The 14384-nt window shown below is 70.9% G+C and carries 7 protein-coding genes; 4 read left to right on the forward strand and 3 right to left on the reverse strand.

Annotated features, from left to right (window positions below):
- Positions 1-158: 158 nt before the first annotated feature.
- Positions 159-6179, forward strand: coding sequence for an AAA family ATPase (locus WMF11_RS30130; protein WP_437973151.1), 6021 nt, complete (start codon positions 159-161; stop codon positions 6177-6179).
- Between the two features lie 82 nt (positions 6180-6261).
- Here the strand turns inward: WMF11_RS30130 and WMF11_RS30135 are convergent, their stop codons facing one another.
- From WMF11_RS30135 to WMF11_RS30145, 3 genes are all read right to left on the reverse strand, one after another.
- Positions 6262-7332, reverse strand: a complete 1071-nt coding sequence (locus WMF11_RS30135) for a type IV pilus twitching motility protein PilT (protein ID WP_437902691.1) — start codon at positions 7330-7332, stop codon at positions 6262-6264.
- A 1-nt stretch (position 7333) separates the two neighbouring features.
- Complete coding sequence (locus WMF11_RS30140) at positions 7334-9178, reverse strand: PilT/PilU family type 4a pilus ATPase (RefSeq protein ID WP_437973152.1); 1845 nt, start codon at positions 9176-9178, stop codon at positions 7334-7336.
- A gap of 219 nt (positions 9179-9397) precedes the next feature.
- Positions 9398-9916 (reverse strand): hypothetical protein, encoded by a 519-nt coding sequence (locus tag WMF11_RS30145; protein ID WP_437902693.1) that lies wholly within the window; start codon positions 9914-9916, stop codon positions 9398-9400.
- A 1081-nt stretch (positions 9917-10997) separates the two neighbouring features.
- Here WMF11_RS30145 and WMF11_RS30150 point away from each other — a divergent pair.
- The 3 genes from WMF11_RS30150 to ilvD all read left to right on the forward strand — a co-directional run bounded on the left by WMF11_RS30150 (position 10998) and on the right by ilvD (position 14219).
- Entirely contained in the window at positions 10998-11759 is a 762-nt protein-coding gene (locus WMF11_RS30150) for a class I SAM-dependent methyltransferase (protein WP_437973153.1), read from the forward strand.
- 100 nt (positions 11760-11859) lie between these two features.
- The gene (locus WMF11_RS30155; RefSeq protein WP_437542125.1) at positions 11860-12096 is read left to right on the forward strand and encodes a hypothetical protein; all 237 of its coding nucleotides are present in this window, start codon (positions 11860-11862) and stop codon (positions 12094-12096) included.
- A 206-nt stretch (positions 12097-12302) separates the two neighbouring features.
- Positions 12303-14219 carry a dihydroxy-acid dehydratase gene (ilvD, locus tag WMF11_RS30160; RefSeq protein WP_437902695.1) on the forward strand — a complete coding sequence of 639 codons (1917 nt, stop codon included), beginning with the start codon at positions 12303-12305 and terminating at the stop codon, positions 14217-14219.
- Positions 14220-14384 lie beyond the last annotated feature (165 nt).

The raw sequence follows: 14384 nt of genomic DNA on the forward strand, positions 1-14384 counted from the left end.
GCAGGCTGCGCTGGGCCGCTCCGTGGCTTCGCTGCGGAGAGCGCTCGATGGCTCTCTGCGCAAGGTCGGTCCGTGGAGCGCCGGGATGATCACAACCCCGAGCGGCGGCGGACTGGGCGGCACGCCCGGCGCGGCCTGGTCGCCGCCGGTCGAACGACATGCCCGCGCCCGACCGCTATACCGTGACGGAGATCCTCCGCGAGGGGACCAGGTTCGTCGTCCATCGCGGCCTCCGGAACGAGGACGGTTGTCCGGTCCTGCTCAAGATCCCCCGGGCAGAGCCCCTCGACGGCCGGGACGCGGCGCGGCTGCGCCACGAGCTCGAGATCGGGCGAAGGCTCAGCGGCCGGTCCGCGATCAGGCCCTGTGAGCTCACCACGTACCGGGACCGACCGGCGCTCGTCCTGGAAGACTTCAACGGTCGCTCGCTCGATCGGGAGCTGGGCGCACCGATGGAGCTCGGACGGTTCTTGACGATCGCCTCGGGCATCTCGGCAGCCCTCTCGGACATCCACGCGAAGGGGATCGTCCACAGGGACATCAAGCCGCAGAATATCCTCGTCGATTCCAGGTCAGGAGAGGTGAAGATCTCGGACTTCGATCTCGCTTCCCTCCTCCCGGAGGACCAGGCCGACGCGCGGATTCCGAGCGTCATCGAGGGGACCCTCGCCTACATCTCGCCCGAGCAGACAGGGCGCATGGGCCGCGCGGTCGATCACCGCGCCGATCTCTACTCGCTCGGCGTCACGCTCTACGAGATGCTGACGGGCGTCCTGCCCTTCTCGGCCAGCGATGCCCTGGAGTGGGTCCACCGCCACGCCGCTGTCCTCCCCCGGCCTCCCTCGGACCTCGTCCCGGGTCTCCCGTCGCCCGTGTCCGATCTCATCATGAAGCTCCTGGCCAAGGCCCCCGAGGACCGGTACCAGAGCGCGCGCGGCCTCGCGTACGATCTCGAGCGATGTCTCGAGGGCCTCACGACGCGGGCGCGCATCGACCCATTCCCGCTCGGAGAACACGACTTCTCCGGTCTCTTCCAGATCCCGAAGACGCTCTACGGCCGCGAGCGCGAGCTCGGCGCCCTCCTCGCCGCCTTCGAGCGCGTGGCGCTGCGCGGAGCCCCCGAGTTTCTCCTCATCTCTGGCAATGCCGGGGTCGGCAAGACCTCGCTGGTGCAGGAGCTCTACCGGAAGGCCGTCCGGGGGCGAGGCCTCTTCGCGGCGGGCAAATTCGACCAGCAGCACCAGCACGTCCCCTACGCCACGCTCGTCCAGGCGCTCCGCGATCTCGTGCTCGAACCCCTGGGCGGGAGCGAGCCCACCCTGCGTGAGTGGCGGAGGCGGCTCTCCGCGGCCCTCGGCAAGAACGCGCAGCTCATCATCGACGTCCTCCCGGAGGTGGAGCTCATCCTCGGCGAGCAGCCGCCCGTCCCCGAGCTGCCGCTGACCGAGACAGAGAGCCGGTTCGCGATGGTGTTCCGGCGCTTCGTCGGCGCCTTCTGCCGCGAGGAGCGCCCACTCTGCCTCTTCCTCGACGACCTCCAGTGGGCAGACCCGGCGAGCCTCGCGCTCCTCGAGCACCTCGTCACCCACCCCGAGACGCAGCGCCTGCTCGCGATCGGCGCCTACCGTGACGAAGAGGTGAATCCGCTCCACCCGCTCACGCGCATGATCGAGCGCGCGCGGGGCGCCGGCACCAGGCTCCTCGAGATCGAGCTCTCGCGGCTGTCCGAGGGGGATGTGCAGCGGCTCGTCGCCGATACGGTCCATACGAGCGGAGAGCACGCCGCCCCGCTCGCGCGCCTCGTCTACGAGAAGACCGCCGGCAATCCGTTCTTCGCCACCCAGTTCTTGACCATGCTCCACAAAGAGGGCCTGTTCGAGGTCGATCTGCGCGCAGGCGCCTTCAGGTGGGACATCGACGCGATCCGCGGCAAGGGCCTCGCCGACAACGTGGTCGATCTCATGATCGCGAAGATCAAGCGCCTCTCCCCGTCGGCCCAGAAGGCGCTCACGCTGGCCGCCTGCGTGGGGAATACCGTCGATGCCGGCACCCTCGCCGTCATCCGCGATCGATCCGAGGACGCCATTCACGAGGACCACCGGGAGCTCGTGCGCGAGGGGCTGCTCCTCAGGTCCGGCGACACGTACCGGTTCCTCCACGACCGTGTCCAGCAGGCGGCTCACGCGCTCATTCCGGAGGCCGAGCTGGCAGCGGTGCACCTCCGCATCGGGCGGCTGCTCGCCGCCCACGCGCCTCCCGACGCCGCCGAGGCGCGCGTCTTCGAGATCGCCGGCCACCTCAACCTGGGCGCTGCCCTCGTGACCGACCGGCACGAGAAGGACCGGATCGCCAGGCTCAACCTGGCGGCGGGCCGGCGAGCCAAGGTATCTGCGGCCTACGCAGCCGCGGCCAGCTACTTCGCGGCGGGCATGGCGCTGCTCGGGGACGACGCGTGGGACAAGGAGCGCGCGCTCGCGCTCGACCTCCACTGCGAGAGCGCGCGCTGCGCCTTCCTGAGCGGCGACTTCGCCGCCTCAGAGCGGATCGTCGATGTGCTCCTGCAGCGCGCCCGGAGCCGGATCGAGCTCTCGGAGGTCCACGGCATCGAGATCGTCCTCCACACGACCCGGGCCGATTTCGAGCGAGCGGCGCGGAGCGCCCTCTCCTGCGTGCGCCGCTTCGACGTCGACATCCCGCTCCACCCGACGCGCGACGCGGTGGAGCGCGCGGCGCGCGAGGTCTGGGGCGAGGTGTGCGACCGCCGCGTCGAGGAGCTCGTCGGCCTGCCGCGCCTGGTCGATCCGGACATGCTGGCCGTGGCGACCACCCTGTCGACGGCGCTCCCGTCAGCCTATTTCTCGGATCCGCACCTCTACAGCCTCATCGCGTGCCGCATCGTGCAGCTCAGCCTCCGCGCGGGCAACTCGGACGCTTCTCCGCCTGGCTACGTCGCGTTCGGCGGAACCATCGGCCGCGTCCTCGGCCTTTACCGGGAGAGCTACCGCTTCGGCGAGCTCGCCCGCGCGCTGCTGGAGACCAGGGGCCGGGCCGGGAACCGGGCGCAGATCCTCCATATGATCAGCACCTTCATCGACCCCTGGATCCGCCCCTTGCAGGACGTGGTCGGCCTCCTCTACAAGGCACTTGACGAGGCCGTCGAGAGCGGCGCGCTGCTCTACGCGTCGTATTGCTCGTTTCAGGGCGTGACGCTGCGCCTCGCCGCGGGCGATCCGCTGGCGGACGTCGTCGCCGAAGCCGAGCGCCACATGGACTTCGCGCGCCGGGCCCGGTACGACGTCGTCCACGATGCCTTGGCCATCGTGCATCGGTTCGTGGAGCGCCTGCGCGGGCGCGATCCGGGCTGGGAGAGCGAGGGCGCCGATGACATCGAGGGACCGCCGCGCGGGGCGGCGGAGCGGATCACGCGCTTCCACGAGCGCCTCTACGCCGCCCAGGCGGCGCTCCTGTTCGGTCGCCATGGCGAAGCCGTGGCCGCGTCGCGCGCGGCGAGCGAGCTGCTCGGCACCGTGACAGACCAGTTCCACGTCAGCACGCAAGCCTACGTCGCCGCGCTCGCGCTCTCGTGCCATGCCCGCGCCCTGCCGGAGGAGCAGCGGCACGAGCTCCTCCCCGCCCTGAGGGCGCACGAGGCGGATCTCCGCCGCTGGGCGGAGGTCCAGCCCGCGAACCAGGCAGACCGCCACGCGCTCGTGTCGGCCGAGATCGCGCGCATCGCGGGCGACGATCTCTCCGCGACGCGCCTCTACGAGCAGGCCATCCGGGCCGCCCGCGCGAGCGGCTTCGTCCATGGAGAGGCGCTGAGCCAGGAGCTCGCAGCGGCGTTCTACCGCGATCGCGGCTTCGACCTGATCGCCGACACCTACCTCCGCGCGGCCCGCTGCTGCTACGCCCGCTGGGGCGCCGACGGCAAGGTGAAGCAGCTCGACAGGCTCTTTCCGCACCTCACGGCGCGCCCGCTCGCCGCGAGGAGCACGGTCACGATGCCGGCCGAGGAGCTCGATCGGCTGGCGATCGTGAGGGCGTCCCAGAGCCTCTCGGGCGAGATCCTGATACCCCGGCTCGAAGAAGCGCTGCTCAGGGTCGTCCTTGCGCACGCGGGCGCGCAGAGGGGCTACCTGCTGGAGGCTCGCCGCGGCGCCGCGTCGATCCGGGCTAGGGCGAGGATCGAGGGAGGAAAGCCGTTCGTGGAGTCGCTCGCCGGCGAGGCGCGCGCGCCCGCGTCCTCCGCCGCGCTGCCGCTGTCAGTCGTCAACTACGTCGTCCGGACGGGCGAGCCGCTCATCCTCGACGACGCGGCGGAGACGCGGTTCTCGGCGGACGAGTACATCGCGCTGGCCCGGCCGAGATCGGTCCTGTGCATGCCTATCGCGCGGCGCCCCGGGGTCGACGCGATCCTGTACCTGGAGAACGCCTCGATGCGCGGCGCGTTCACCGAGGACACGCTCTCGGTGCTCGATCTGCTCGCGTCGCAGGCCGCCATCTCGCTCGAGAACGCGTCGCTCTACGCGGCCCTGAAGAAGAGCGAGGCGTTGCTCCAAAGCATCGTCGACAGCTCGCCGGCCGCCATCTACGTCAAGGATCTGGAGGGCCGGCTGCTCCTGATCAACCGGCGGTACGAGCAGTTCGTTCATCTGTCGAGAGCGCAGGTGATCGGCAAGAGAGATCACGAGCTCTTCCCGCCGGAGATGGCGGACGCGTTCGCCGCCTACGACCGCAAGGTGATCGAGGCGGACAGCCCGATGGACCTGGAAGAGGTCATGCTCGTGGACGACGAGCTACGCACGTACCTGTCCCTCAAGTTCACCCTGCACGACGCCGCCGGAGCCGTCTATGCCGTCTGCGGCATCTCGACGGACATCACCGAGCGCAAGCGGGCGGAGATGGCCGAGCGCTTCCTGGCGGAGGCGTGCGGGAGGCTCGCGGCCGATCTCGGCTACGAGGCGACGCTGGACGCGATCGCCGAGGTCGCTGTGCCCGAGCTCGCGGAGGGCGCGGCGCTCTACGTGCTCGACGACGCGGGCGCGCTCCAGCCGGCGGCCGTCGCGGCGGACTCCCCGGCCAAGGCCGCGCGCCTGCGCGAGCTCGCCGCGCCCTCCGGCGACCCCGCGGCGCCTCGGGGCGCGCCCGGGGATCCCCACGGCGCCCTCGGCGCGGATCGTGCCGAGCTCTGCCTCGTGGACGACGGCCTGATGCGGCGCTGGGCCGCGGGCGCAGCGCGCCCGGAGGCGCTCTTCGAGCTCGCGCCCGCGGCGTACATGAACGCGCCGCTCGTGACGCGCGGCCGCTGTCTCGGCGTGCTCTCGCTGATGCGGACCCGAGCGACGCCGCGCTATACCCGGGCCGACGCGCCGCTCGTCGAGGAGCTCGCGCGCAGGGCCGCGATGGCGCTCGACAGCGCGCGCCTTTACCGCGAGGCGCAGCAGGCCGTCCAGATCCGCGAGGAGTTCCTCGCCGTCGCGTCCCACGAGCTCCGCACGCCGCTCACGCCGCTCAGGCTGAAGCTCGGGATGATGCAAAGGAAGCTGGCGACCGAGATCGTGAGCCCCTCGCTCGAGCGCATGGTCGCGGTGAGCCTGGGGCAGGTCGAGCGGATCGAGCGGCTCATCGAGGCGCTCCTCGACGTGAACCAGATTGCGCGCCATGAGCTCGACCTCGATCTCGCGGAGGTCGACCTCTCCGCGCTGACCCGCGACGTCGTGAGCGAGCTCCGCGAGCCCTTGTCGCGGGCGGGCTGCCAGATCGAGATCGCGGCGGGGCGCCCGGTGCTCGGCCGCTTCGATCGGCTCCGCGTCGCGCAGGTCCTGAGGAGCCTGCTCAACAACGCGATCAAGTTCGGCAGGGGCGGGCCCATCGAGGTGACCGTCGCCGAGCGCGGCGACACGGCGCGGGTCGTCGTGCGCGATCACGGGCCCGGCATCGCGCCGGAGGACATGGAGCGCATCTTCCAGCGGTTCGAGCGGGCGGTCTCGTCGAGGTCTTACGGCGGGCTCGGGCTCGGGCTCTACATCGCGAACGAGATCGTCCGGGCGCACGGGGGCACGATCCAGGTGTCGAGCGAGAAGGGCAAGGGCGCCTGCTTCACCGTGGATCTGCCGCGTCACGGCGCCACGTCATCTGCCTCGGGAGGCACACCGAAAAGCGGGGGTGTCGCGTCCTAGCGAGACAGAGCGCCTGGACGCCCGGAGAGCGGCAACGAACGATTCACTCTCCCCCCTTTCGTCTCCGCGGCTCGATCCTACGTCACGCCCCCTGCGCGTCGGGGAAGAGCTTCTGGAAGCTGTCCTTGTCGATCGCCTTCTCCAGCGCCGCCTGGACCGAGATGGTGTCCTTCTTGACGAGCCGCTCCAGCGCCATGTCCATCGTCTGCATGCCGGCGGAGCGTCCCGCCTGCATCAGGTTCGTGATCTGGAACGTCTTGCCCTCGCGGATCATCGCGGAGAGCGCGCTCGATCCGACGAGGATCTCGTGCGCGGCGACGCGGCCCGTGCCGTCCTTCGTGCGGAGCAGCTGCTGGGCGATGATCGCGGCGAGGCTCTCGGCGAGCATGCCGCGGACCTGGAGCTGCTCGTCGGCGGGAAACGCGTTGATGATACGGTCGATCGTCGCGGCGGCGCTGTTCGTGTGGACGGTGCCGAAGACGAGGACACCGAAGCTCGCGAGCTGCAAGGCGAGCTTCATGGTCTCGTTGGTCCGGAGCTCGCCGATCAGGATCACGTCGGCGTCCTCGCGCCCGGCGCTGCGGATCGCGCTCGCGAAGCTGCCCGCGTCGGGGCCGACCTCGCGGTGCGTGATCTGCGCCTTGATGGGGCTGTGCACGAACTCGACCGGATCCTCGATCGTGAGGACATGGCACGCGCGCGAGCGGTTGATGTGATCGATCATCGCCGCGAGCGTCGTGGACTTGCCGGAGCCGGTCGGCCCCGTGATCAAGATGAGCCCGCTCGTCCGCTCGGACAGCCGGCGGGCGATCTCGGGGCATCCGAGATCGTCGAGCGAGAGGATCTTGCTCGGGATGGTGCGGAAGACGGCCGCCAGCCCGGTGGTCTTGTAGAAGTAGTTCGCGCGGAAACGGGCCTTGTCCGCGTAGGAATAGGCGAAGTCGAGATCGAGATCGTCGACGATCCGCCGCGCCTCCTCGGGGGTCGTGATCTCGAAGAGGAGCGCCTCCATCTCGGCCGTGTCGAGGGGCGTGTCGCGCAGGGCGATGAGCTCGCCTCGGGCGCGCACGAGCGGCGGGTAGCCGATGCCGAGGTGCAGGTCGCTGCCCTTCCTGGAGAGCAGCTCGTCGAAGAGGCGATCGATCCGCGCCACGTTACGCTCCCTTCTTCCCGAAGAGCGCGCCCGCGCGCTCGAAGAGGCCCTTGCCCGCCTCGACGGGCGCGGACCTGGACGCGTCGGGCGCGGGGGCGGGCGGCCGCCTGTCCGGCGTGAGCATGGGCTGCCGCCTGCCGGCGAGGACGGCCTCGAGCTCGTCGGGGGCCTCCGCCACCTTGAGCGCGGCCTCGAGCGTGGTCTTGCCGGCGCGGACGAGCTCGGCCAGCGAGTCGTCCAGGCGGATGATCCCGAGGCCCTTCCCCCGCTGCTGGAGGCTCGGTATCTGGAACGTCTTGGAGTCGCGGATCAGGTTCCAGAGCGGGACGGAGCCGGGCAGGACCTCGGCGGCGGCGACCATGCGCTTGCCGCCCTCGCTCGGCAGGAGCCGCTGGCTGACGATGAGCCGGAGGCCGCCCGCGAGGGTGACGCGCACCTGCTGCTGATCGCCGGGCGGGAAGAGATCGATCAGCCGATCGATGGTCTTCGCCGCGCTCGGGGTGTTCATGGTGCCGAGGACGAGGTGGCCAGTCTCGCTCGCGGCCAGCGCCATGCGGACCGTCGCCGTGTCCCTGAGCTCGCCGACGACGATGACGTCGGGGTCCTCGCGCAGCGAGGCCTTGAGGGCGTTCTCGAAGGAGCGGGTGTGCGTGCCGACCTCGCGCTGGCTGATCATCGCCTTGCCGCGCGCATGGACGAACTCGACGGGATCCTCGACCGTGATGATGTGATGGCTGGTCTCGCGGTTCAGGATGTCGACGATCGCGGTGAGCGTCGTGGTCTTGCCGTGGCCCGTCGGCCCGGTGATCACGATGAGGCCCTGGTGGTGGCGGGTGGCGAGCCCGATGGCGTCGGGCAGGCCGAGCGACGCGAGGGTCGGGATGGTGCGCGCTATCAGCCGGAACGAGCCCTTGTACCCCTGCCGGTGGCGCGAGATGTTCACCCGGAAGCGGCCGAGCGCGCCGAGCTCCATGGCGAAATCGCAGGAGCCCTCGACCTCGAGCACCTGCGAGAGGCGCGGCGGGACGCGCGGCAGGAGGAGGGACTCGACGGCCGCCGGGTCGAGCGGCTCGCCGTGCGGCATCAGCTCGCCCGCCACGCGCAGGAGCGGCGGGCGGCCGGCGACGAGGTGCAGATCGCTCGCGCCCTGATCGCGCGCCATGGCGAGCAGCCCGTCGAGCGCTGCCGCCGGCATCTCGGTGGAGGAGGACCGCGCGCGCCCGCCCGCGGCGGCCACGCGCGCGGCGGCGCGGGGCTCCGGGGACGGCGATGACGGGCGGGCAGCCGGCGCGACGCGCTCGGCGGCCGGCGCATCGTCGACGCGCGCCTCGAAGCGGGCCACCGAGGGCCGGCTGGCGCGGGGCTCTGCAGGCGGCGGCGGAGAGCGGAGGTCGAGCGCGACCTCCGAGGAGCTCGTGCGCTTCGCGTCCTGCTCGCGCGGCGGTGGGCGCTGCCCCTCCTCGGGCGCGAGGTGCTCCCGCATGGAGAGCTGCTGCGAGGGGCGCGCGGGAGGCGCGGCGGCCGAGGTCCCCGACGCGGCGGACGACTGCATCCGCGTCATGCGGGCGTGCACGAGGTCGCCCTGGCGCGCGGCGACGACGGAGATGGCCCCGATGCCCTCGATGCGGATGTGCCACTGCGACGGCTTCGCGCCGAGGGCCTCGAGGTGGCGGCCGCCGCCGAGCGCGCTGAGGAGCATGAGGATGTCCTCCGTGGAGAGCGCGCCGGGATCGACGGCCTGGAAGGCGCCCGAGACCTTGACGCTGGGCATGCGCCCGGTGGCCACGGCGAACTCTGTCACCTCGGGGCGGTTCAGTTGCGAGAGCCAGGATCGAAGGGCGTTCATCGTCGTCGCTCGTCTCCGCAAGCCGACTCTATCAACGATGAGGCGCCGCGTTTCAAAATGTGGTGCAACGGCGGCGACATTCGGCCGCGGCGACCCGCGCCGCGCGGCCCCGCGCCGACTCCCTCCCACCGTCCCCGCTCGCGGCGACCGCGCGGTCCTCTCGGAGCGGTGCGACCCGGCTCACGCCCGCGGCGAGCTCCGCCGCGACGCGGCCGCGGGCTACTGGATCGCGAGCTTGAGCCGGGCGCCCTTCACGAAGTGGCCAGGCGTCTTGCCCTTCTCGCCGGGAGGCGCCTGCTGCTCCGAGTCGATGGTGAGCTGCATGTTGCCGGTCGACTCGATCTTCTTCATGGTCACCCTGGCGATCTCGACCCATTTCGTGGATCTCGGTCCGCCTGGGTCCTCGACCTTGCGGAAGAGCACCGCCTTGGTCCCCGCGGCCACCGGCTTCTCGGTCGTGGAGACGAGCGGCAGCAGGGTCGCGACCTTCCCCGCGCGCGAGACCAGCCTGCCATAGACCTCCACGGAGAAGGTGTCCCACTCGCCCGCGCCGGGGGCCGAGGCGGGCTCTACCGTAGGCGCGCTCTCCGCGCCGACAGCCGCCGCCGGCGGAGCCTGCCGCGGCGTGGGGGGGTGCTCTGCCGAGGCCGCGATCGGCGTGGCGGAGAGGAGCGCGGCCGCGCCCGCGGCGACGAGCGATCGCGAGCACCTGGAGAGCCAATCACCAACCGTCTTCATGCACCACGCTCCTTCGCTACTTCGACGCGATCCCACGACCCGCGCGAACTACGCAGGCTCGCAAACACCGCAGTTACAAAACTTCTCATCGTGACGCAAACTGACACCTTCCGCAACTCATTTCTCGTTCTCGACGTCGTCTGCGTCGTCTGCGTCGTCTGCGCTCCGGTCGGTCATGGGCCGTTCGTCACACGCTCAGTCACATTCACACTCACACGCTCAGTCACATTCACATTCACATTCACATCCGTCATCGTCGCGGGTGACCCGGCGCGGCCCGCGTCACCGGCGCCCGGCTGTGCTCTCTCCGGCGTCTCTCCCGCGCGCCGCGCAGCTTCACCTGCATCGTCGGCGGCTCGTCAGCTTGTCTCCGCCCTGAGCGCTCGGGCGCGCCTCGCTCAGATTCCGGTGCTGGCCGCCTCGGCGAGGCCGACCGGGCTCCGGCTGCGCGGCGCACGAGGACTGCGGCGCGGCTCGCCCGAGCTCACCTGGTCATCTGGCTTGCCTGTCGTTCTGGCTCGCCCGTCGTTCCGGCTGCCTGGTCGCCCGGCGTGACCGCCTGCCTGGGCTCTCCGGCTCGCCTCGCTGGTTCTCCGACAGGTCCATCAGCGCGCTTCGCGAGGCGCGCTCTCGAAGAGCGAAACACCCACGCGAGCGACAGGCTGGCTCGGTCCAAGCCCGCCGTACCTCATTCTCACCCGTCCGACGAAACCAGCTGCGCACAGCGACGCGATCTCTCCCTCTCCAACCTCGCTCCGGGAACCTTCCCGGTGCCATCCAACACCGCCGACCCGAAAATCGATGTCGGAGTAAGAGTCGCGTTTCAACCAAGATATCATGTCTTCGTCAAAGCAGAGCAGAAATTTTCGGACGCAGTCGATTCTGGTGCGCCCGCGTGCGTGCGTGTGTGACGCGTGCCGGCGCAGGCATGCGGCGGTCTGTCCATGCGTGCCGGCGCAGGCATGCGCCGATCTGTCCATGCGTGCCGGCGCAGGCATGCGCCGATCTGTCCATGCGTGCCGGCGCAGGCATGCGCCGGCGGGCCCTGCCGCTGTAGGATGGCCGCGGAGGAACAGAGCCCATGCCCACGGTCGCCGATCACTACGACAAGCTCCTCGCCGAGCACTATTCAAGGATGTTCGGGGATCATGACGCCAAGGTCGCCGAGCAGCGGGCGCTGTTCGAGCGCCTCGGCCTGCGCGCGGGCTCGTCCGGCGGTATGTCCGGCGGCTCTCCCGAGGCCATCGACCTCGGGTGCGGCTCCGGCTTTCAGTCCATCGCGCTGGCGCAGCTCGGGTTCAGGGTGACGGCCGTGGACACCTCGGACAGGCTGCTCGCCGAGCTCGAGGCGCGCCGCGGGGCGCTCGCCGTCGAGATCGTGAGAGGGGATCTCCTTGACGCGCTGGAGCGCTCGGACACCCCCTGCGAGCTCGCCGTGTGCATGGGCGACACGCTCCCCCACCTCGGCAGCAAGTCGGACGTGGAGCGGATGTTCGCCGGCTGCGCCCGGAGACTCGCGCCCGGCGGCCACCTCGCGCTCACGTTCCGCGACCTCACCCGCGAGCTCGAAGGCGTCGACCGGTTCATCCCAGTCCACGACTCCGCGGATGTGATCATGACCTGTTTCCTCGAGTACGAACCCGAGACCGTCAAGGTGCACGACCTCGTTCACACGCGCGGCCGAGAGGACGGCCGGTGGACGCTGTCAGCGAGCTTCTATCGCAAGCTGCGCCTCTCCCCCGACTGGGTCTGCGACAGGCTCGACGCGGCAGGACTCCGCGTCATCCATCGCGAGATCGCGCGCGGCCTCGTCACGCTCGTCACGATCGCCGCGCGCTCCTGAGCTGACGTGGGCCGGGATACGAACACCGATTCAAATACCTCCTATGGAGGTTGATGGCGCGGGCGACGCGGCGCTAACTTGATATGGGAGGATGTGACCCATGTCCGAGAGAGCGAGTCAGACAGGCACGAACGACGCCGGGCAAGCTGCGGTCGTCAACCGGCCGTCGCGGGATGAGGTCCAGGACCTGCGGCGAGAACGCGACGAGGCGCGCCAGCTCCTGGCGACCCTGGTCGTGGCGCTCAAGCGCGCGACGTTCCGGCACGGCAGCTACATCGACGGGCTGGGCGCCGCGATGGTCGCCGTGGATCGGTGGTCCAAGCCGCGAGGCCGATGATCGAAGGGCCGGCCCCGGGCTGCGGTGACGCCCGGAGTCGCGGCCCATGCCCCGAGAGACCTTCTGCGCGCCGCCTTGGCCGCTCGAACGACGTCTCCGCCCGTGGACGCAGCGCGCGGCGGTGGACGCAGCGGGCGCGGCGGTACCCAGGCGCCCGCCTCGCCTGCCGGCTAGGCGCGAAGGCCGGAACGGAGTAGGTTCCCGGCATGGCCGGATACCGCAGTCGTACATCCACCCAGGGGCGCAACATGGCAGGGGCGCGCGCGTTGTGGCGCGCCACCGGCATGAAGGACGCGGACTTCGAGAAGCCGATCGTCGCCATCGCCAACAGCTTCACGCAGTTCGTTCCGGGGCACGTCCACCTCCACGACGTCGGGCAGCGGGCGAAGAAGGTCATCGACGCCGCGGGCGGGTGGGGCGTCGAGTTCAACACCATCGCCATCGACGACGGCATCGCGATGGGCCACGCCGGCATGCTGTACTCGCTGCCGAGCCGGGAGCTCATCGCCGACAGCGTCGAGTACATGGTGAACGCGCACTGCGCCGACGCGCTCTTGTGCATCTCGAACTGCGACAAGATCACGCCCGGCATGCTCCTCGCCGCCATGCGGCTCAACATCCCGACCGTCTTCGTGTCGGGCGGCCCGATGGAGGCGGGCAAGCTCGTCGGGACCCACGACCGCGACGGCAAGCCGCTCATCCGGAAGCTCGACCTCATCGATCCGATGATCGCCGCGAGCGACGACAAGGTGACCGACGCGGATCTCGCCGCGATGGAGCGGTCCGCGTGCCCGACCTGCGGCTCGTGCTCCGGCATGTTCACGGCCAACAGCATGAACTGCCTCAACGAGGCGCTCGGCCTCGCGCTGCCCGGCAACGGCACGCTGCTGGCGACGCACGCGGCGCGCTGGGATCTCTTCGAAGCGGCGGCGAAGCGCGTCGTCGCGCTCGCGCAGCGGCACTACGTCGACGGCGACGCCTCGGTGCTGCCGCGGAGCATCGCGACGTTCGAGGCGTTCGAGAACGCGATGGCGCTCGACATCGCGATGGGCGGCTCGACGAACACGGTGCTCCACATCCTGGCGGTCGCCCGCGAGGCGCAGGTGGACTTCAAGATGGCGGACATCGACCGGATGTCGCGCAAGGTGCCCAACATCTGCAAGGTCGCGCCGTCGTCGCATCACCACGTCGAGGACGTGCACCGCGCGGGCGGCGTGCTGACGATCCTCGGCGAGCTCGACCGCGCGGGGCTCATCCACCGGCAGGTGGGCACGGTCCACGCGGGCACGCTGGGCGAGGCCATCGACGAGAACGACATCCGCCGCCCCACGGCGACGGCTGCAGCGAAGAAGCGCTCGCTCGCCGCGCCGGGCGGCGTGCCGACCACGGTCGCGTTCTCGCAAGACAAGTACTTCGCCGACACCGACGATGACGCCCAGAAGGGCTGCATCCGCGACGTCGACAACGCGTACAGCCGCGAAGGCGGGCTCGCCGTGCTCTACGGCAACATCGCGGTGGACGGCTGCATCGTGAAGACCGCCGGCGTCGATCCCGAGATCTGGAAGTTCGAGGGGCCCGCGCGGGTGTTCCACTCGCAGGAGGCGGCGTGCGACGCGATCTGGGACAACCAGATCCGCTCGGGCGACGTGGTCGTGATCGTCTACGAGGGGCCGAAGGGCGGCCCCGGCATGCAGGAGATGCTCTATCCGACGTCGTTCCTGAAGGGGAAGGGCCTCGGGAAGGCGTGCGCCCTCATCACCGACGGCCGGTTCAGCGGCGGGACGTCGGGCCTGAGCATCGGGCACGTCTCGCCCGAGGCGGCCGAAGGCGGGACCATCGGGCTCATCGAGGAGGGCGACCGCATCCGGATCGACATCCCCGCCCGGACGATCGATGTCCTCGTCAGCGAGGCGGAGCTCGATCGCCGCCGCCGCGCCGCCGAGGCGCGCGGCGCCGATGCGTTCAGGCCGAACCGCGACCGGAAGGTCTCCCCTGCCCTGCGGGCTTACGCGCTGATGGCCACGAGCGCCGCCAACGGCGCTGTCCGCGACGTCGGCCAGATCGAGCCGAGCCGGCGCGCCGGGGACGGCGCGACCGCGACCGCCCCCGCGCAGCGCAAGTAACGGAGCTCCAGCCGCCATCCAGCCGCCGAGCCGCGCAGGCGAGGCGCGAACGAGGCGCGGACGAGGCCACAGCGCACGGAGCGCGGCGGCCGCCGTCGCTGGAACGGGTGGCCACCGCCCCGGCCACCCGGCGCGTTGCTGCGCCCGGCGCAGGCCGGGCGCAGC

The organism is Sorangium sp. So ce295, assembly GCF_051527405.1.
Taxonomy (GTDB): domain Bacteria; phylum Myxococcota_A; class Polyangia; order Polyangiales; family Polyangiaceae; genus Sorangium; species Sorangium cellulosum_B.

What these genes read in the sequence shown, in the direction of transcription:
- WMF11_RS30130 (WP_437973151.1), top strand. Translation starts at nt 159, where the DNA reads ATGCCCGCGCCCGACCGCTATACCGTGACGGAGATCCTCCGCGAGGGG.
- ilvD (WP_437902695.1), top strand. Translation starts at nt 12,303, where the DNA reads ATGGCCGGATACCGCAGTCGTACATCCACCCAGGGGCGCAACATGGCA.
- WMF11_RS30155 (WP_437542125.1), top strand. Translation starts at nt 11,860, where the DNA reads ATGTCCGAGAGAGCGAGTCAGACAGGCACGAACGACGCCGGGCAAGCT.
- WMF11_RS30145 (WP_437902693.1), bottom strand. Translation starts at nt 9,916, where the DNA reads ATGAAGACGGTTGGTGATTGGCTCTCCAGGTGCTCGCGATCGCTCGTC.
- WMF11_RS30140 (WP_437973152.1), bottom strand. Translation starts at nt 9,178, where the DNA reads ATGAACGCCCTTCGATCCTGGCTCTCGCAACTGAACCGCCCCGAGGTG.
- WMF11_RS30150 (WP_437973153.1), top strand. Translation starts at nt 10,998, where the DNA reads ATGCCCACGGTCGCCGATCACTACGACAAGCTCCTCGCCGAGCACTAT.